Origin of the sequence: Trinickia violacea (genome assembly GCF_005280735.1) — a bacterium.
GTDB classification, from domain to species: Bacteria; Pseudomonadota; Gammaproteobacteria; order Burkholderiales; family Burkholderiaceae; genus Trinickia_A; species Trinickia_A violacea.
The window spans coordinates 4,679,184-4,698,683 of the sequence record NZ_CP040077.1 but is presented as its reverse complement, the minus strand read 5'-3'; the positions used below and the strand labels follow the sequence as shown (position 1 = coordinate 4,698,683).

General features: G+C 64.4%; 13 protein-coding genes. 11 read left to right on the top strand and 2 right to left on the bottom strand.

Translation table 11 applies throughout. The annotated features are described in order from the left end of the window. Nucleotides 1–15: 15 nt before the first annotated feature. The 6 genes from atpA (at nucleotide 16) to FAZ95_RS21520 (ending at nucleotide 7,767) form a co-directional block, all read left to right on the top strand. On the top strand, nucleotides 16–1,557 hold the full coding sequence (atpA, locus tag FAZ95_RS21545; RefSeq protein ID WP_137334296.1) for a F0F1 ATP synthase subunit alpha: 1,542 nt from the start codon (nucleotides 16–18) through the stop codon (nucleotides 1,555–1,557). 86 nt (nucleotides 1,558–1,643) lie between these two features. Next, entirely contained in the window at nucleotides 1,644–2,519 is an 876-nt protein-coding gene (gene atpG, locus FAZ95_RS21540; protein WP_137334295.1) for a F0F1 ATP synthase subunit gamma, read from the top strand. Nucleotides 2,520–2,604: 85 nt separating this feature from the next. Beyond that, nucleotides 2,605–3,999, top strand: coding sequence for a F0F1 ATP synthase subunit beta (gene atpD, locus FAZ95_RS21535; RefSeq protein ID WP_137334294.1), 1,395 nt, complete (start codon nucleotides 2,605–2,607; stop codon nucleotides 3,997–3,999). Between the two features lie 105 nt (nucleotides 4,000–4,104). Beyond that, nucleotides 4,105–4,530, top strand: a complete 426-nt coding sequence (locus tag FAZ95_RS21530; RefSeq protein ID WP_136897603.1) for a F0F1 ATP synthase subunit epsilon — start codon at nucleotides 4,105–4,107, stop codon at nucleotides 4,528–4,530. A 355-nt stretch (nucleotides 4,531–4,885) separates the two neighbouring features. Beyond that, nucleotides 4,886–6,616 (top strand): AMP-binding protein, encoded by a 1,731-nt coding sequence (locus tag FAZ95_RS21525; protein WP_137334293.1) that lies wholly within the window; start codon nucleotides 4,886–4,888, stop codon nucleotides 6,614–6,616. 572 nt (nucleotides 6,617–7,188) lie between these two features. Further along, nucleotides 7,189–7,767, top strand: coding sequence for a CoA-binding protein (locus FAZ95_RS21520; RefSeq protein WP_254699759.1), 579 nt, complete (start codon nucleotides 7,189–7,191; stop codon nucleotides 7,765–7,767). Nucleotides 7,768–7,907: 140 nt separating this feature from the next. Here the strand turns inward: FAZ95_RS21520 and FAZ95_RS21515 are convergent, their stop codons facing one another. After that, nucleotides 7,908–8,699 carry a transporter substrate-binding domain-containing protein gene (locus FAZ95_RS21515; protein WP_137334292.1) on the bottom strand — a complete coding sequence of 264 codons (792 nt, stop codon included), beginning with the start codon at nucleotides 8,697–8,699 and terminating at the stop codon, nucleotides 7,908–7,910. Between the two features lie 172 nt (nucleotides 8,700–8,871). On the opposite strand from FAZ95_RS21515, the gene FAZ95_RS21510 reads away from it, so the two are divergent. The 3 genes from FAZ95_RS21510 to FAZ95_RS21495 all read left to right on the top strand — a co-directional run bounded on the left by FAZ95_RS21510 (nucleotide 8,872) and on the right by FAZ95_RS21495 (nucleotide 13,362). Further along, complete coding sequence (locus FAZ95_RS21510) at nucleotides 8,872–9,321, top strand: Hsp20/alpha crystallin family protein (RefSeq protein WP_137334291.1); 450 nt, start codon at nucleotides 8,872–8,874, stop codon at nucleotides 9,319–9,321. 239 nt (nucleotides 9,322–9,560) lie between these two features. Next, complete coding sequence (gene hemE / locus FAZ95_RS21505) at nucleotides 9,561–10,649, top strand: uroporphyrinogen decarboxylase (RefSeq protein WP_137334290.1); 1,089 nt, start codon at nucleotides 9,561–9,563, stop codon at nucleotides 10,647–10,649. 451 nt (nucleotides 10,650–11,100) lie between these two features. Further along, nucleotides 11,101–13,362 carry a primosomal protein N' gene (locus FAZ95_RS21495; RefSeq protein WP_175425664.1) on the top strand — a complete coding sequence of 754 codons (2,262 nt, stop codon included), beginning with the start codon at nucleotides 11,101–11,103 and terminating at the stop codon, nucleotides 13,360–13,362. Nucleotides 13,363–13,701: 339 nt separating this feature from the next. Here FAZ95_RS21495 and FAZ95_RS21485 read toward each other — a convergent pair whose 3' ends face one another. Beyond that, nucleotides 13,702–13,887 (bottom strand): hypothetical protein, encoded by a 186-nt coding sequence (locus FAZ95_RS21485; RefSeq protein WP_137334287.1) that lies wholly within the window; start codon nucleotides 13,885–13,887, stop codon nucleotides 13,702–13,704. A gap of 288 nt (nucleotides 13,888–14,175) precedes the next feature. Between FAZ95_RS21485 and putA the strand changes: the two genes are divergently transcribed. Together putA and FAZ95_RS21475 are read left to right on the top strand one after the other, a co-directional pair. Next, nucleotides 14,176–18,135 (top strand): trifunctional transcriptional regulator/proline dehydrogenase/L-glutamate gamma-semialdehyde dehydrogenase, encoded by a 3,960-nt coding sequence (gene putA / locus FAZ95_RS21480; RefSeq protein WP_137334286.1) that lies wholly within the window; start codon nucleotides 14,176–14,178, stop codon nucleotides 18,133–18,135. A gap of 90 nt (nucleotides 18,136–18,225) precedes the next feature. After that, nucleotides 18,226–19,374 carry a branched-chain amino acid ABC transporter substrate-binding protein gene (locus FAZ95_RS21475; protein WP_137334285.1) on the top strand — a complete coding sequence of 383 codons (1,149 nt, stop codon included), beginning with the start codon at nucleotides 18,226–18,228 and terminating at the stop codon, nucleotides 19,372–19,374. Nucleotides 19,375–19,500: the final 126 nt, after the last annotated feature.

Here is a 19,500-nt window from a genome sequence, read left to right as displayed (position 1 = left end):
TATCAGGAGCGAATAATGCAACTCAATCCCTCTGAGATCAGCGAGCTGATCAAGAGCCGGATCCAGGGCCTTGAAGCGAGCGCAGACGTTCGCAACCAAGGCACCGTGATCTCCGTGACCGACGGTATCGTGCGCATCCACGGCCTGTCGGAAGTGATGCAAGGCGAAATGCTCGAATTCCCGGGCAACACGTTCGGTCTCGCGCTGAACCTCGAGCGCGACTCGGTCGGCGCCGTGATTCTGGGTGAATACGAGCACATCTCCGAAGGCGACATCGTCAAGACGACGGGCCGCATTCTCGAAGTGCCGGTGGGTCCGGAACTCGTCGGCCGTGTGGTCGACGCGCTCGGCAACCCGATCGACGGCAAGGGTCCGATCAACGCGAAGCTGACTGACGCAATCGAAAAGATCGCCCCGGGCGTGATTTGGCGTAAGTCGGTGTCGCAGCCGGTGCAAACGGGTCTGAAGTCGATCGACTCGATGGTGCCGATCGGCCGTGGCCAGCGCGAGCTGATCATCGGCGACCGCCAGTGCGGCAAGACCGCAGTCGCTGTCGACGCGATCATCAACCAGAAGGGCAAGGACCTGATCTGTATCTACGTCGCGATCGGCCAGAAGGCTTCGTCGATCATGAACGTGGTGCGCAAGCTCGAAGAAACGGGCGCGATGGCATACACGATCGTCGTCGCCGCTTCGGCTTCGGAATCGGCCGCGATGCAATACCTCGCGCCGTACGCCGGCTGCACGATGGGCGAATACTTCCGCGACCGCGGCCAAGACGCGCTGATCATCTATGACGACTTGACCAAGCAAGCTTGGGCGTACCGTCAGATCTCGCTGCTGCTGCGCCGTCCGCCGGGCCGTGAAGCGTACCCGGGCGACGTGTTCTATCTGCACTCGCGTCTGCTCGAGCGCGCGGCTCGCGTCTCGGAAGAGTACGTCGAGAAGTTCACGAACGGCGAAGTGAAGGGCAAGAGCGGTTCGCTGACGGCACTGCCGGTCATCGAAACGCAAGCCGGCGACGTGACCGCGTTCGTTCCGACGAACGTGATCTCGATTACCGACGGCCAGATCTTCTTGGAAACCGACCTCTTCAACGCAGGTATCCGCCCGGCAATCAACGCCGGCGTGTCGGTGTCGCGTGTGGGCGGTGCCGCGCAGACGAAGGTCGTGAAGAAGCTCTCCGGCGGTATCCGTACCGACTTGGCGCAGTACCGTGAGCTGGCAGCGTTCGCGCAGTTCGCATCGGACCTCGACGAAGCCACCCGCAAGCAGCTCGAGCGCGGCCGCCGCGTGACGGAACTGCTCAAGCAGCCGCAATACCAGCCGCTGCAAGTGTGGGAACTGGCCGTCGCGCTGTTCGCGGCCAACAACGGCTACCTCGACGATCTCGAAGTGAAGGACGTGCTGCCGTTCGAAAAGGGCCTGCGCGAGTTCCTGAAGACGAGCCATGCCGACCTGATCAAGCGCATCGAAGATACGAAGGATCTCTCGAAGGACGACGAGGGCGCGCTCCATGCCGCTCTGAAGGACTTCAAGAAGTCGGGCGCTTACTGATCCAGCGTGATCCGCTAGTCAATAACGGATGCTGAAGCGGCGCGGGGTAGCCTGCGTCGCTTCGATCAAGGATCAAGGAGCAAGCAATGGCTGGAATGAAGGAAATTCGCGGCAAGATCAAGAGCGTGCAAAACACGCGCAAGATCACGAAAGCGATGGAGATGGTCGCCGCATCGAAGATGCGCCGCGCCCAGGAGCGCATGCGCGCTGCTCGTCCGTACGCCGAGAAAGTCCGTGATATCGCTGCGCACATGAGCCGCGCGAACCCCGAGTATCGCCACCCGTTCATGGTGGAGAACCAGGGTGCGAAGGCGGCGGGCCTCATCCTCGTCACGACCGACAAGGGTCTGTGCGGCGGCTTGAACACGAACGTGATGCGTGCGTCGCTCCAGAAGTTCAAGGAGCTGGAAGGCAAAGGCCAGACGGTCGAAGCGACGGCAATCGGCAACAAGGGCCTCGGCTTCCTGAACCGCCTGCGCGCGAAGGTCGTGTCGAACGTGGTGCAGCTGGGCGATACGCCGCACCTCGAGAAGCTGATCGGCGCAGTGAAGGTTCAGCTCGACCTGTACTCGGAAGGCAAGGTTTCGGCGGTGTACCTCGCGTACACGCGCTTCATCAACACGATGAAGCAGGAGCCGGTGATCGAGCAGCTGCTGCCGCTGTCGGCAGAGCACTTCGAGCGCGACGAGACGACGCCGAACTCTTCGTGGGACTACATCTACGAGCCGGATGCGCAGGCAGTCGTGGACGAGCTGCTCGTGCGCTACGTCGAAGCACTCGTGTATCAGGCCGTGGCCGAGAACATGGCGTCGGAGCAGTCGGCGCGGATGGTCGCGATGAAGGCTGCGTCGGATAACGCGAAGACGGTGATCAACGAGCTGCAGCTGTCGTACAACAAGAGCCGCCAGGCCGCGATTACGAAGGAACTGTCGGAAATCGTCGGCGGCGCCGCGGCGGTCTGATCGTAGCGATCGGCCGCAACGTAGCGAATAGCTCGGTAACTGCGCCTTTGCGCGAGTGAAGAATTGAGTATCTAAAGGAAAAGCGATGAGTACAACTGCTTTGGTAGAAGGCAAGATCGTACAGTGCATCGGCGCGGTGATCGACGTGGAATTCCCGCGCGAGACCATGCCGAAGGTCTACGATGCCCTGATTCTCGAAGGCACGGAACTGACCCTCGAAGTTCAGCAGCAGCTGGGCGACGGCGTCGTGCGCACGATTTGTTTGGGCGCATCGGACGGCCTGCGCCGCGGCGTCGTGGTGAAGAACACCGCGAAGCCGATCAGCGTGCCGGTCGGCAAGCCGACCCTCGGCCGCATCATGGACGTGCTCGGCCGTCCGATCGACGAAGCCGGCCCGATCGCCAGCGACAACCTGCGCTCGATCCACCAGAAGGCTCCGGCATTCGACGAGCTGTCGCCGTCGACGGAACTGCTCGAAACCGGCATCAAGGTTATCGACCTGATCTGCCCGTTCGCGAAGGGCGGCAAGGTGGGCTTGTTCGGCGGTGCCGGCGTGGGCAAGACCGTCAACATGATGGAGCTCATCAACAACATCGCTAAGGAACACGGCGGTTACTCCGTGTTCGCGGGCGTGGGCGAGCGTACCCGTGAAGGGAACGACTTCTACCACGAAATGAAGGACTCGAACGTTCTCGACAAAGTGGCGCTCGTGTACGGCCAGATGAACGAGCCGCCGGGCAACCGTCTGCGTGTGGCGCTGACCGGCCTGACGATGGCCGAGCACTTCCGTGACGAAGGTCTCGACGTGCTGTTCTTCGTCGACAACATCTACCGTTTCACGCTGGCCGGTACCGAAGTGTCCGCACTGCTCGGCCGTATGCCGTCGGCAGTGGGCTATCAGCCGACGCTGGCTGAAGAAATGGGCAAGCTGCAAGAGCGCATCACGTCGACCAAGACCGGTTCGATCACCTCGGTGCAGGCCGTCTACGTCCCTGCGGACGACTTGACCGACCCGTCGCCGGCTACGACCTTCGGCCACTTGGACGCAACCGTCGTGCTGTCGCGTGACATCGCTTCGCTCGGTATCTACCCCGCAGTGGACCCGCTCGATTCGACGTCGCGCCAGATCGACCCGAACGTGATCGGCGAAGAGCACTACTCGATCACGCGCCGCGTGCAGCAAACGCTGCAGCGCTACAAGGAACTGCGCGACATCATCGCGATTCTGGGCATGGACGAACTGTCGCCGGAAGACAAGCTGTCGGTCGCGCGTGCGCGTAAGATCCAGCGTTTCCTGTCGCAGCCGTTCCACGTCGCGGAAGTGTTCACGGGCTCGCCGGGCAAGTACGTGCCGCTGAAGGAAACGATCCGTGGCTTCAAGATGATCGTCGACGGCGAGTGCGACCACCTGCCGGAACAGGCGTTCTACATGGTCGGCACGATCGACGAAGCCTTCGAAAAGGCCAAGAAGATCCAGTAAAGGTCGGGTGTGACGCAGTGGGCGTCGGTGCGTCCGCGAAACCTACCTTTTAAGGTCGTTTTTCGCGGGCAGGCGCCCTCGTAATACGCTCAACCAGGAGTCGATATGGCAACCATCAAAGTAGACGTCGTCAGCGCGGAAGAGCAGATCTTCTCGGGCCCGGCGAAATTCGTCGCGCTGCCGGGCGAGGCGGGCGAGCTCGGCATTCTGCCGGGCCACACGCCGCTCATCACGCGGATTCGTCCGGGTGCGGTGCGCATCGAGGCTGAGAACGGCGAGGAAGAGTTCGTGTTCGTCGCGGGCGGCATTCTCGAAGTGCAGCCGGGCGCGGTGACGGTGCTGGCCGACACGGCGATTCGCGGTGCGGACCTCGACCAAGCCAAGGCCGAGCAGGCTCGCAAGCGTGCGGAAGAGGCGCTGCAGAACTCGGGCTCGAATCTCGAGTATGCAACCGCGCAAGCGGAGCTCGCGTACGCGACGGCTCAGCTTGCAGCCATCGAGCGTCTGCGCAAACTGCGCGGCCAACGCTGATACGTTTTTGTCGTAAGAAAAAAAGCAGCCTTCGGGCTGCTTTTTTTTCGTGTCGACCCAAGTTAGCGCTTTAGCGCTTACTCGGGTCCCATGCTGTGACTGGCTGGAGTTAGTGCTTCAGCACTTACTCCAGGCTCACAGCGGTCGGCCTGATGTGGATCCGGGCTTGGCGCTTCAGCGCCTAGTCCAGTCCCATGCAAGGCTCCGCGTTTTTGCCTCGATTGCAGCGTTGCCGAAGGCGCAGTCGCAGGCGAGTGTATGCTGCGGGAAAGACTTGATGCCTCACTGTCATCTCCGGGTGGCAGAATGACGGCCGATACTGATTCCAAAAAGCTTACCTCTGGCGGAGACAACCATGGCAACGCAGGTCCCAGGCGGCGGCGCGCTAATCGCGCCGGTCGACGGCATGTCCTATGTGCGCGGTTCCACCGATATCCCGCTGTCCGAGGCAACGATCGGGCAGTTTCTGCGCGACACCGCGCAACGTTTTCCGGATCGGCCGGCTGTCGTGTTTCGTGAGCAGGGCATTCGCTGGACTTGGCAGGAGTTTGCCGACGAAGTCGACGTGGTTGCGGCCGGGTTCGCAGCGCTTGGGATCGTCAAAGGGGATCGTGTCGGCATCTGGTCGCCGAATCGCGTCGAGTGGCTGCTGACGCAGTTCGCGACGGCACGCATCGGCGCCGTGCTCGTCAACGTCAATCCCGCCTATCGGCTCGCCGAGCTCGAGTACGCACTGAACAAGTCCGGCTGCAAGATGATCGTTTGCGCGGAGCGCTTCAAGACTTCGATGTATGTCGAGATGCTGCAAGCGCTCGCGCCGGAACTCGCGCAGCAGTCGCCGCGAGAATTGCATATCGCGCGCTTGCCCCATTTGCGCACGGTGGTACGGACCTGCGATACCGAGACGGCCGGCATGCTGTGCTTCTCGGAGCTGGTCGAGATGGGGCGCGTCGCGCGCGACAGCATGACGTTCGATGCAATCGATGCGACGCTTTCGGCGCATGACCCGATCAACATCCAGTTCACGAGCGGCACGACCGGCAATCCGAAGGGCGCGACGCTCACCCACCGGAACGTCGTCAACAACGCGCGCCATATCGCGATGGCGATGCGCTTGAGCGAAGCCGATTCGCTGTGCATTCCGGTGCCGCTGTATCACTGCTTCGGCATGGTGTTGGCGGTGCTTGCATGCGTGTCGGTAGGCGCAGCGATGGTGTTTCCCGGCGAGGCGTTCGACCCCGGCGCGACGCTCGCGGCGGTGTCCGATGAACGCTGCACCGCGTTGCACGGCGTGCCGACGATGTTCATCACCGAGCTGGACCGCCCGGACTTCGAGATCTTCGACTTGACGTCGCTGCGCACCGGCATCATGGCCGGCGCGCCGTGTCCGGTCGAAACGATGAAGCGCGTGATGTCGAGGATGCACTTGTCGGAAATCACGATCGCCTACGGCATGACCGAGACGAGCCCGGTGTCGTTTCAAACCTCGACGACCGATCCGGTCGAGAAGCGCACGAGCACGGTCGGCCGCGTTCAGCCGCATCTCGAGGCGAAGGTGGTCGATCTCTCCGGTCAGATCGTTGCGGTCGGCGAGACCGGCGAGCTGTACGTGAAGGGCTATTCCGTGATGCAAGGCTATTGGGACGACGAAGAGCGCACGCGCGAATCCGTCGTCGACGGCTGGATGCGCACCGGCGATCTGGCGACGATCGACGCCGACGGTTACTGCAACATCGTCGGCCGTCTCAAGGACATGCTGATTCGCGGCGGAGAAAACGTTTATCCGCGCGAGATCGAGGAATTTCTGTTTAGGCATCCGAAAATTCAGAGCGTCCAGGTGTTCGGCGTGCCCGATCCGAAGTACGGCGAGGAGATCTGCGCATGGATCACGCTGCGCGCCGGTGAATCGATGACCGCCGAAGAAGTGACGGAGTTCTGCCGCGGCCAGATCGCGCACTACAAGGTGCCGCGCTACATCCGCTTCGTCGACGAAATGCCGATGACGGTAACCGGTAAGGTGCAAAAATTCGTCATGCGCGAACGGATGATCGACGAACTGAATCGGTCGACGCCACCGACGGCGTAAAGCACGGAGATCACATCCGCGCCAGGCTCGGCAATTGCTCGACGTCGATGGAGGGATGAGGAGAGGGGTTGCCGCGTCGAATGTGCGCTGCGTCACATATCGACGGAACACCTAAGTGTTCTGAGGCGTATGCGAAAGGAGAGGGCGAAAAAAAAGCGGGCCTGGAGCCCGCTAAAAACCACACGCTACGGGGTTAGCGCGAGGAGACCAATGTAGGAACCGACTGGATTGACGCATTGCGCCGATAACGGCTCCAGCAGGGATGCCCCGGGGAGGGATTCGGCGCGAGGCCGACCGGCTTAAGTGCATCGTATCCGCTCACACTTTGCACTGCCGCCACATCCGTGTTGAAACCGTTGAAGGGCATTGTGGGCGAATTGCTTTCAGGACGCGGTAACAAAGTGTTTCAGGTTGTAACGCCCGCCGGATAAGGCTCTCCGGGATATTTTGCCATCGGCAAACGCTTAATAAGATATTCTTACCGATTTCCAAGCGAGTCGTGACAGACCGGGTCGCATCGGCCAATCTCCCATTCAAGAAGCATAGCCGTGCGGCATGGAAGTTCGCCGAACATGCAGACGAATCCGCTCGATAGCGAGCCGTTGGAATTCGTGCCGCCGCATGTCGAGACACCCTGTCTTTTCGTCGACTACTCAACAATGAACGAGCGTGTAATTTTGCAGAACATTCTGGAGCGCGATCGCGTGATCGCGGTGGTTGGATTGTCGAATCTTCCGCATCGGCCGAGCCATTCGGTCGCCGCTTATATGCAGGCGCACGGCTATCGGATCGTGCCGATCAATCCCGCTTATGCAAACGATTCCGCCGGCGTGCTCGGGGAGCGCTGCTACGCGACGCTTGCGGATGCCGCGCGTGCGCTTGCCGAGGAGCAGGCGTCGATCGACATGGTCAACGTTTTCCGGCGCGCCGACGACGTGCTGCCGGTGGCCGCCGACGCCGTTGCGATCGGCGCAAAGTCCCTGTGGTTGCAAGTGGGCGTCGTCAACGAAGAGGCGGCGGCGCTCGCCGTGGCCGCGGGGCTCGATGTCGCGATGGACGTGTGCGTGAAAGTCGAGCATGAGCGCGTGTTCGGTGCGTTGCATCGCGCGCATGCGCCGGCGCCGCGCGTGCCGGGGCAACTGGTGGAGTGAATCAGCGATCGACCCGAAAGGAAACCCCGTGACGATCGATTCCCAATTGCTCGACTTCTATGCCGCTGTCGCCGAGCACTTCGCGCCGCTTCCCCTCGATGCCGATGCGAACACGCGCCGGCAGCGCATGGCGGCGCTCCTCACTTGAGCCACTTGTCGGAAATCGTCTGAAACTCGCCGGTGGCGCGCGAGAGATGCAGCCACTGGTCGACGTATTGCTGGAACACGACGTCGTCGCTCGGCACCATGTAGGCTTTTTCGCCGTACTGAAACGGCTTGTCCGGATGCACCGAGCAGAGACCGGGGTTGAGCTTTTGCTGCAGCAGCGTCTCCGATGCGTCCGTGACCATCACGTCGGCCTTGCCCGCGAGGATCTGCTTGAAGATCGTGACGTTGTCCGGGTAGACGGTCAGCGTCGCGTGCGGCAAATACTGCTTCGCGAAGCGCTCGTTGGTGCCGCCGGGGTTGACGATCACGCGCGTCGACGGCTGGTCGATCTGTGCGACCGTCTGGTACTTCTCGACATCGGCGCAGCGCGTGATCGGCGCTTTGCCGTCGATCATGTACGGCTGCGTGAAGAACGCGCGCTTCTGCCGTTCGAGCGACGTCGACACGCCGCCTACTGCGATATCGCACTTCGCGATGAAGTCGTTCATGAGGTTCGACCACGTCGTCTTCACGTATTCCGCTTTCACGCCGATCGACTTCGCGAGCGATTCGGCCATGTCGATATCGATGCCTTCGAAGCTGCCGTCCGCGCGATAGAACGAATACGGCTTGTAGTCGCCCGTCGTGCAGATGCGCAACGTGCCGCGCGCGGCGATCTGTTCGAGCCGGGACGGCGCGGGCTGGCTGGCGGCGCCGTTCGTCTGGGCGAGCGCCGAGCCGGCGCAAGCAACGCTCAACAGCAGGGCGAATGCGGTTCTTTTCATTGGTCTTCTCGTGCGTCGGTTGGGTGGATCGATCATAGCCGAGCGCGTCGCCCCTTGAACATCGAAAGGCACACCCTATCTTTGTGTCATGGCGGAACGCTTTCCCCTCAAACGATGCGCGGCATGCCCGCGCGCGGCGTTCCCGCGTGTGTCCAATTCAAAGGAGCTCGAAATGTCGTCGCTGACCAGCCGTTCCATGTTTGAAGAACTCTTCCGCGATTTTGCCCCCGGCTTCTATATCCGCCCCGTGCATGGCCAGGTCCCGGGCGAAGCGTCTCCTGTCGTCGACGTGCGCACCGAAGTGCGCGAAGACGCGACCGGCTTCACGCTGCTCGCGGATCTGCCCGGTGTGAGGAAAGACGACATCCAGGTGTCGATCGACGCGAACGTGGTGACGCTGCGCGCGGAGTTGAGACGCGAGGCGTCTGTCGAAAACGGTGGGGAAGGGGTGAAGTTCCGCGTGCTGCGCAGCGAGCGGCAGTATGGGGTGGTTTCGCGCAGCTACGCGCTGCCCAACGAAGTCGACGAAGCGAATGCCCGCGCCAAGTTCGAAAACGGCGTGCTGACGCTGACGTTACCGAAAAAGGCGGCCTCCAAGACGCGTCAACTGACGGTCGAATAAGAGCGGGGTGTGGCCGAGGGCCCGTCGTTGGCGTGAACGGGTCGCAGAAAGCCGGTGTGGCGACGAGCCGCACCGGCTTTTTTTGTGCCGCGGTGCAGGCCGCAGCGCCGCGTCAGCGGCGCAAGCGCAGAGCAAAACGTGCGGCGGCTTGGCCCGTTATTGCGCATATCTCGCACGATCGGGCAAGCCGCCTCCGGTAGAATCGCTGTTTGCTCTTATGCCTTTTCGTTGCCTCCACCGTGGCTCATACCCTTCTGAACGATACCTTCCTGCGCGCGCTCCTGCGCCAGCCGACCGACTACACGCCGATCTGGCTGATGCGTCAGGCGGGCCGCTATCTGCCCGAATACAACGCGACGCGCAGCCGTGCCGGCAGTTTTCTCGGGCTGGCGAAGAACCCCGACTACGCGACCGAGGTCACGCTTCAACCGCTCGAGCGCTACCCGCTCGATGCCGCGATCCTCTTCTCCGACATCCTGACGATTCCCGACGCGATGGGCCTCGGTCTCGACTTCGCCGCCGGCGAAGGCCCGAAGTTCGCGCGCCCGGTGCGCACGGAGGCTGACGTCGCGAAGCTCGCGGTGCCCGATATCGGCGCCACGCTGTCGTACGTGACCGACGCAGTGCGCGAAATCCGCCGCGCGCTGACCGATGGCGAAGGCCGCCAGCGCGTGCCGCTGATCGGCTTCTCGGGCAGCCCGTGGACGCTCGCGTGCTACATGGTCGAAGGGGGCGGCTCGGACGATTTCCGCACGGTGAAGTCGATGCTGTACGCGCGGCCCGACCTGATGCACCGCATTCTCGACGTGAACGCGCAAGCGGTCGCCGCATATCTGAACGCGCAGATCGAAGCGGGCGCGCAGGCCGTGATGATCTTCGACACCTGGGGCGGCGCGCTCGCCGACGGCGTCTACCAGCGCTTCTCGCTGCACTACATCGAACAGGTCGTGAGCCGCTTGAAGCGCGAGCACGACGGCGCACGGGTTCCGGTGATCACGTTCACGAAGGGCGGCGGCCTGTGGCTCGAAGAGATCGCGGCCACGGGCGTCGATGCCGTGGGCCTCGACTGGACGGTGAATCTCGGACGGGCGCGCGAGCGCGTCGGCGCGCGCGTAGCGCTGCAGGGCAATATCGATCCGAACGTACTGTTCGCGCCGCCGGCCGCGATCCGCGAGGAAGCGCGCAAAGTGCTCGACAGCTTCGGCAACCATCCTGGCCACGTCTTCAATCTCGGCCACGGCATCTCGCAATTCACGCCGCCCGAGCATGTCGCCGAATTGGTCGACGAAGTGCACCGCCATAGCCGCGTGATCCGGGCCGGCGTGTGAATGTCGGCTCGATGACAATCTTTGCTGCGGCGCGTCAGAGTGGGCTCTCACCCTAAGGGGGAACCCTCGCGCAGCGCCGCGCCGTTTGGCTGTCTTGTGATTGTCAAGACTTGACTTATACACATTTGGCACGTTGCGGCGCGGTAGAGCGGTTTGTCGCTGGCATTGTCTCGAGAACTGTGCTTCAGGCAGTTCCCGGCCTTGACTGGCAAGGGTTTGACGGCATCCGGAAAGAGCGTGCGATGGCCCACAGAATGGCGTCGCTGCGCCATCTCCACCGTTTGCCGGGCGAGTTCTCAACAAAGTTATCCACAGGCTGGGCGGCAACCGGGCAATTCTTAATGAGAATCCAAAACTTAGCGGCGAATGTGATGTTTTACTTTAAGTTCGCTCCGCGTGTCGCAGCCCAGCATCCGCGCCGCGCGGCAGGCGCATCGGGGCTCGCGCTAGCGTGAGCGGCGTGTTCGTCCGCGTCGCGCTCGATCATCCGCTGCCGACGCTGTTCGACTATCGCGGCGAGCCGTCGACGCAGCTCGCACCGGGCATGCTCGTGCAGGTGCCGTTTGGGAAGCGGCACGTGGTGGGGCTTGTTTGCGAAGTGACCGCTCACAGTGACGTGCCGCCCGAGCGGCTGCGCGATGCCGGCGCGCTTTGCGCGGCTTGTCCGCCGCTGTCCGCCGAGTGGCTCGCGCTCGCGGCGTTCGCGGCGGACTACTACCAGCGCGGGCTTGGCGAGGTGGCGCTGCCGGCCTTGCCGCAGGCGTTGCGCGATGCGTCGCGATGGGCGCGGCTGTTCGCGCCGGAGGAGCGCTATCGGCTGACGCCCGCGGGCCGTTCTGCGCTGCCGGATGCGCTGCCCGCCCGCGCTAGCGCGCTGCGTCGGCTGGCCGACGCGCTCGCCGCTGCCGAATCGATCGAAGCCGCCGAGGCCCGAGCGATCCATCCGAAGGCGATTGCGACGCTCGCGGCATGGCAGGCCGACGGCTGGGCCGAGCGTCAGGTGATCGACGCGGCTGCGGCGCGCGATCTACCACGCCTCGCCAACACCGAGTTGCCCGACCCGCTCCCGATTCAACGCCCGACGCTCACCGCCGAACAAGCCCAAGCAGTCGATGCAATCGGCGCGGCTGACAGCTTCGCGCCGTTTCTGCTCCACGGCGTGACGGGCAGCGGCAAGACCGAGGTCTATCTACACGCGCTGTCGGCGTTGCTCGACGCACGCCCCGATGCCCAGGCGCTCGTGCTCGTCCCCGAAATCAATCTGACGCCTCAGTTCGAGGCGGCTTTTCGCGCGCGTTTCGCGGCGTTGCCCGACGATGCGATCGTGACGCTGCACAGCGGACTCGCCGAAGGCGAGCGCGCCCGCAACTGGTTCGCGGCGCACCTCGGGCAAGCGCGCATCGTGCTCGGCACACGGCTCGCGGTGCTGGCGTCGCTGCCGAAGCTCGCGTTGATCGTCGTCGACGAGGAACACGACCCAGCCTACAAGCAGCAGGAAGGGTTGCGCTATTCGGCGCGCGATCTCGCCGTCTGGCGCGCGAAGCAGCTCGAGATACCGGTTGTGCTGGGCTCGGCCACGCCGTCGCTCGAAAGCTGGTGGCAGGCCGATCAGGGCCGCTACAAGCGGCTCACGCTCGCGCGCCGGGCGGTCGCCGATGCGGCGCTGCCCGCCGTCCGGCTGATCGATCTCGAAGAGGAGCGGCGGCGCGGACGGGCGTCGCTCGAAGGGTTGTCGGGGCCGCTCGTCGCCGCGCTCAAGGGCCGGCTGGAACGCGGCGAGCAGAGCCTCGTGTTCCTGAACCGGCGCGGCTATGCGCCGGCGCTGTCGTGCGACGCGTGCGGCTGGGTGGCCGGTTGCCCGCGCTGCAGCGCCTACGTCGTGCTCCACAAGCCCGAGCGCGCGCTGCGCTGCCATCACTGCGGCTGGGAGGCGCGCATTCCGCGTTCATGCCCGGAATGCGGCAACGTCGATATAGCGCCGCTGGGGCGCGGCACGCAGCGCGTCGAGGAGGCGCTCGCCACCGCGGTGCCGGGTGCCCGCGTGCTGCGCATCGATGCGGACAGCACGCGCCGCAAAGGCAGCGCGCAGGCCTTGTTTTCCGATGTGCACGCGGGCGAGGTCGACATCCTCGTCGGCACGCAAATGATCGCCAAAGGACACGATTTCCAGCGCGTGTCGCTCGTCGGCGTGCTGAACGCGGACACGGCACTGTTTTCGCACGATTTCCGCGCGAGCGAGCGGCTGTTCGCGCAACTGATGCAGGTCAGCGGCCGGGCGGGGCGCGCCGGGCTGCCGGGCGAAGTGCTCGTGCAGACGCGCTATCCGCGTCATGCGCTCTATCACGCGCTCGGGCGGCACGATTACGTCGGCTTTGCCAATTCGACGCTCGCCGAGCGGCGCGACGCGCATCTGCCGCCGTTCGTCTATCAGGCGCTGTTGCGCGCCGAGGGACGCACGCTCGAAGCGGCGCTCGCGTTCCTGCAGCAAGCCGCCGCTGCGCTCGCCGGGATTTCGGCGGCGGAGCGCGTCACGGTCTACGACGCGGTGCCGATGACGATCGTCAAAGTGGCGAATGTCCATCGCGCGCAGCTGCTGCTCGAAAGCGCTTCGCGCCAGGCACTGCAGGCGACGTTGCGTGCGTGGCAGCCCGCGTTGCGCGCGTTAAAGGGTGTGCTGCGCTGGAGCGTCGAAGTCGATCCGCTCGATATCTAGCGCTCCAGCCAGCGGGCGGCGCGGTCAATATCGCAGCCGGTTGCGCGCGGTCCGCGCCCGGGTTCGCACTCGGTTGGCGTAGCTTGGAGCAGGGGTCGTGAGTGGTCTCGCACAGGCTGGTGTCGGCCTGCGTCCCCGTTGTTGCGGCTGCCGGTACCGCGCGGACAAACGGCATTCTTTCGAGCAAAGCATTTTGGGCCTCGCTGCTTTGGGTTCGGGGTTTGGTGCGAGCGTCGCCGATGGTGGTCTGTGCCGTTTGCACGGCCAGCGGGTCTCTCTCGACGATCTGTGCGCTCGGTTCTCCCCGTGACTTGCGCACTTCCCGCTATCTTCTTCGGCTTAGGTGCCCTTCGGCTCGGCAGACGACTGAGCTTGATTATCGAGCTCAGCCTTGCGGCGTCGTTCCTCGCGCGAGCGCGCCATGGCGAGCGCCCGGGTATGCGCCGGCGAGGCGCCGCGCACGAACAGCACGAGGCACGCGACGGACATCGCCCAAATGCCGCCGATCACAATCCACTTCTCCATTTGCTTCTCCTTTCGTGCTGCGCACCGTGCGCTACACCCCGTTCCTGGGTTAACGGCACGGTTTTGCCCACGAAGAGGGCGATGATAACGATTTCCGCTCAGGGAAAATACCGAGCGCAACCCTAAGAGCCCCAGCCGGAGCCATTTCCCGGTAAGCCTTACCACTCAAGGCTCTGCGCGGGGTGCAACCTTATCCCATATTTGGTTGCACCTTTTAATTTGAAGGCGTAGGATTCGGCCAACTTTTTGGTCATTTCGCCGCATCCCAGCGCGGCAAACGAAGGAACCATGGCTAGCACCACGTTAGGCGTCAAAGTCGACGACATCCTCCGCGCGCGGCTCAAAGACGCCGCGAACCGTCTGGAGCGCACCCCGCACTGGCTCATCAAGCAGGCGATCTTTGCCTACCTCGAGAAAATCGAGCACGGCCAGTTGCCGGCTGAGTTGTCCGGTCACGTCGGCACGGCCGATCTTGCCGACGGCGCCAATGGCGAATCCGACGAAGACGGCACGCTGCACCCGTTCCTCGATTTCGCGCAGAACGTGCAACCGCAATCGGTGCTGCGCGCGGCGATCACGGCGGCGTACCGCCGGCCGGAACCGGAGTGCTTGCCGTTCCTGATCGGTCAGGCGCGCCTGCCGGCGAATCTCGCCCCCGACGTGGAGGCCATGGCGACCAAGCTCGTCGAAAACTTGCGCGCGAAGCGCACGGGCGGCGGCGTCGAAGGGCTGATCCACGAGTTTTCGCTGTCGAGCCAGGAAGGCGTCGCGCTGATGTGCCTCGCCGAAGCGCTGTTGCGCATTCCCGATCGCGCGACGCGCGACGCGCTGATCCGCGACAAGATCAGCAAGGGCGACTGGAAATCGCACGTCGGGCACGCGCCGTCGCTGTTCGTCAACGCGGCGACCTGGGGCTTGATGATCACCGGCAAGCTCGTGACGACCAACAGCGAAGCGGGCCTGTCGTCGGCGCTCACGCGCCTGATCGGCAAGGGCGGCGAGCCGCTGATCCGCAAGGGCGTCGATATGGCGATGCGCTTGATGGGCGAGCAGTTCGTCACCGGCGAAAACATCTCCGAAGCGCTCGCGAACAGCCGCAAGTACGAGGCGCGCGGCTTCCGCTACTCGTACGACATGCTCGGCGAAGCGGCGACGACCGAAGAGGATGCGCAGCGCTACTACGCCTCGTACGAGCAGGCCATCCACGCGATCGGCAAGGCGGCCGGCGGGCGCGGCATCTACGAAGGCCCGGGCATCTCGATCAAGCTGTCGGCGCTGCATCCGCGCTACTCGCGCTCGCAGCAGGAGCGCACGATGAGCGAGCTGCTGCCGCGCGTGCGCACGCTCGCGATCCTCGCGCGCCGCTACGACATCGGCCTCAATATCGACGCCGAAGAAGCGGACCGCCTCGAGCTGTCGCTCGATTTGCTCGAAGCGCTGTGCTTCGATCCGGAGCTGGCGGGCTGGAACGGCATCGGCTTCGTCGTGCAGGCGTATCAGAAGCGTTGCCCGTTCGTGATCGACTATGTGATCGATCTCGCGCGCCGCAGCCGCCATCGCGTGATGGTGCGGCTCGTGAAGGGCGCTTACTGGGACAGCGAAATCAAGCGCGCGCAGCTCGACGGCCTTGAAGGCTATCCGGTCTACACGCGCAAGATCTACACCGATGTGTCGTACCTCGCGTGCGCCAAGAAGCTGCTCGGCGCGCCCGACGCGGTCTATCCGCAGTTCGCGACGCACAACGCGCACACGCTGTCGGCGATCTATCACCTCGCTGGGCAGAACTACTACCCCGGCCAATACGAATTCCAGTGCCTGCACGGCATGGGCGAGCCGCTCTACGAAGAAGTGACGGGCCGCGACAAGCTGAATCGCCCGTGCCGCGTGTATGCGCCGGTCGGCACGCACGAGACGCTGCTCGCCTACCTCGTGCGCCGTCTGCTCGAGAACGGCGCGAACACGTCGTTCGTGAACCGCATCGCCGACGAGAGCGTGCCGGTCAAGGAGCTCGTCGCCGATCCGATCGAAGAAGCGTCGAAGATCACGCCGCTCGGCGCGCCGCACGCGAAGATTCCGCTGCCGCGCAATCTGTATGGCGCCGAGCGCCTCAATTCGATGGGGCTCGATCTGTCGAACGAACATCGGCTGGCGTCGCTGTCGTCAGCGTTGCTGGCGAGCGCGCATCATTCGTGGCGCGCGGTGCCGATGCTCGAAAACGACGAGATTGCCGCCGGCGCCGAAGGGGCGCGCAACGTGCGCAATCCGGCCGATCATCGCGACCTCGTCGGCACCGTGGTCGAAGCGACCTCGGAGCACGTGAGCGCCGCGCTCGCCAACGCCGTGGCCGCCGCGCCGATCTGGCAGGCGACGCCGGTCGAAGCGCGCGCCGATTGCCTCGCGCGCGCCGCCGATCTGCTCGAAGCGCAGATGCACACGCTGATGGGCCTCGTGGTGCGTGAAGCGGGCAAGTCGCTGTCGAACTCGGTCGCCGAGATTCGCGAAGCCATCGACTTCCTGCGCTACTACTCGACGCAGATCCGCAACGAATTTTCGAACGATACGCATCGGCCGCTCGGCCCCGTGGTCTGCATCAGCCCGTGGAACTTCCCGCTCGCGATTTTCATGGGCCAGGTGGCCGCGGCGCTCGCCGCCGGCAACACGGTCATCGCGAAGCCGGCCGAGCAGACGCCGCTGATCGCCGCGCAAGCGGTGCGCATCCTGCGCGAAGCCGGCGTGCCGGCGGGCGCGGTGCAGCTGCTGCCGGGCAACGGCGAGACGGTGGGCGCGGCGCTCGTCGCCGACCATCGCACGCGCGCCGTGATGTTCACGGGTTCGACCGAAGTCGCGCGCCTCATCAACAAGACGTTGTCCGAACGCCTCGATGCGGACGGCAAGCCGATTCCGCTGATCGCCGAGACGGGCGGGCAGAACGCGATGATCGTCGATTCGTCGGCGTTGGCCGAGCAAGTGGTCGCGGACGTGCTGCAGTCGTCGTTCGACTCGGCTGGCCAGCGCTGCTCTGCGCTGCGCGTGCTGTGCCTGCAGGACGACGTCGCCGATCGCACGCTCACGATGTTGAAGGGTGCGATGCAGGAGCTCGCGATCGGCAACCCCGATCGCCTCTCCACCGACGTCGGCCCGGTGATCGATGCCGAAGCGAAGCGCACGATCGATACGCACGTGGCCGCGCTGCGCGAGAAGGGCCGCTCGGTCACGCAGCTGACGATGCCGGAGGGCTGCGCGCAAGGGACGTTCGTGCCGCCGACGCTGATCGAACTCGACAGCATCGACGAGTTGAAGCGCGAAGTATTCGGCCCGGTGCTGCACGTGATCCGCTATCGCCGCAGCGCGCTGGACAAGCTGCTTGAGCAAATCAAGGCGACCGGCTACGGCCTCACGCTCGGCATCCACACGCGTATCGACGAGACGATCGCGCACGTGATCAGCCGCGCGCACGTCGGCAACATCTATGTGAACCGCAACGTGATCGGCGCGGTGGTCGGCGTGCAGCCGTTCGGCGGCGAAGGCTTGTCGGGCACGGGGCCGAAGGCCGGCGGCGCGCTCTATCTGCAGCGTCTGCTCGCCAAGCGTCCGGCTGGGCTGCCGAAGTCGCTGGCTTCGGCGCTCGTGGTCGACTCGGCCGCGGGTAACGGCAATGGCAACAGTAACGGCGACGCCAACGGTTCGGCGCCCAGCGCCCCGCTCGTTGCGCTGCGCGACTGGCTGATCGCCGAGCGCGAGCCGGCGCTGGCTGCGCGCTGCGACGGCTACCTCTCGCACGTGCTCGCGGGCGCAACCGCGGTGCTGCCCGGCCCGACCGGCGAGCGCAACACGTATACGCTCGGCGCGCGCGGTACGGTATCCTGCGTGCCCACGACGGCAAGCGGCGCCCGCGCGCAGTTCGCGGCGGTGCTGGCCACCGGCAACCGCGCGTTGTTCTCGGGCGCGGCGGGCGAGCAGCTGGTCGCCGCGCTGCCCGCGTCGCTCAAGGCGTACGCGAGCGTCAAGAAGAATAGCGAGGGCGATTTCGACGCCGTCCTCTTCGAAGGCGACAGCGACGAGCTGCTTGCCATCGTGAAGGAAGTCGCGAAGCGTCCCGGCCCGATCGTCTCGGTTCAGGGCGTGGCGGCAGGCTCGCTCGAAAACGGCGACGAAGACTACGCGCTCGAGCGCTTGCTGACCGAGCGCTCGGTCAGCGTGAACACGGCCGCGGCAGGCGGCAATGCGAATTTGATGACGATCGGCTGAGCGACCCTCATCCCTGATCGACTCAAAAAACGGAAGCGGCAAGGCCACCCCGAAGCCGCTCCAACACCACCTTGGTACCTAGGAGAAGCTATGCAACACACGATGAAACAGCTGGCAGGCGCGACGCTGGTTGCCGCACTGTCGCTGGCGGGGACTGCGCACGCACAACAAGCCGACGAAGTGAAGATCGGTTTTGCTGGTCCGATGACCGGCGCGCAGGCGCACTACGGGGCAGACTTCAAGAACGGCATCACGCTCGCGATCGAAGACATCAACGCGACGAAGCCGGTGATCGCCGGCAAGCCGGTGAAATTCGTGCTCGACGCAGCCGACGACCAGGCTGACCCGCGCACGGGCACGACCGTCGCGCAGAAGCTCGTCGACGACGGCATCAAGGGCATGCTCGGCCACTTCAACTCGGGCACGACGATCCCGGCTTCGCGCATCTACGCGAACGCGGGCATCCCCGAAATCGCGATGGCGACGGCGCCCGAGTACACGGCGCAAGGCTTCAAGACCACGTTCCGCATGATGACCTCCGACACGCAGCAAGGCTCGGTGGCCGGCGCGTTCGCGGTCAAGAGCCTCGGCATGAAGAAGATCGCGATCGTCGACGACCGCACGGCCTACGGCCAGGGTCTCGCCGACCAGTTCGAGAAGGCTGCGAAGGCATCGGGCGCGACGATCGTCGACCGTGAATTCACGAACGACAAGGCCGTCGACTTCAAGGCGATTCTGACGAAGCTGAAGGCTGCGCAGCCGGATCTGATCTATTACGGCGGCGCGGATTCGCAAGCGGGCCCGATGGTCAAGCAGATGAAGACGCTGGGCATGAAGGCTCCGCTGATGGGCGGCGAAATGGTCCACACGCCGACGTTCCTGCAAGTCGCGGGCGACGCGGCGAACGGCACGATCGCATCGCTCGCAGGTCTCCCGCTGGAAGACATGCCGGGCGGCAAGGACTACGTCGCGAAGTACAAGAAGCGCTTCAACGAAGACGTGCAGACGTACTCGCCGTACGCCTACGACGGCGCGATGGCGATGTTCTCGGCGATGAAGAAGGCGAACTCGACCGACCCGGCAAAGTACCTGCCGGTGCTGGCGCAGACCGACATGCCGGCTGTGACGACGACGCACCTCGCGTATGACCCGAAGGGCGACCTGAAAAACGGCGGCATCACGATGTACAAGGTCGTCGACGGCAAGTGGACGCCGTTGCAGAGCATTGGCGGGAAGTAATTCCGCGTCGAAGCTGAACGTTCGCGCTGTGTGATTTGCAGCGCGACGTGCCAATTGCAAACAGAAAGAGCCCCGTGGCAAGTTGAAGTGCCACGGGGCTCTTATGTTTAGGTATGACGCTGGCTC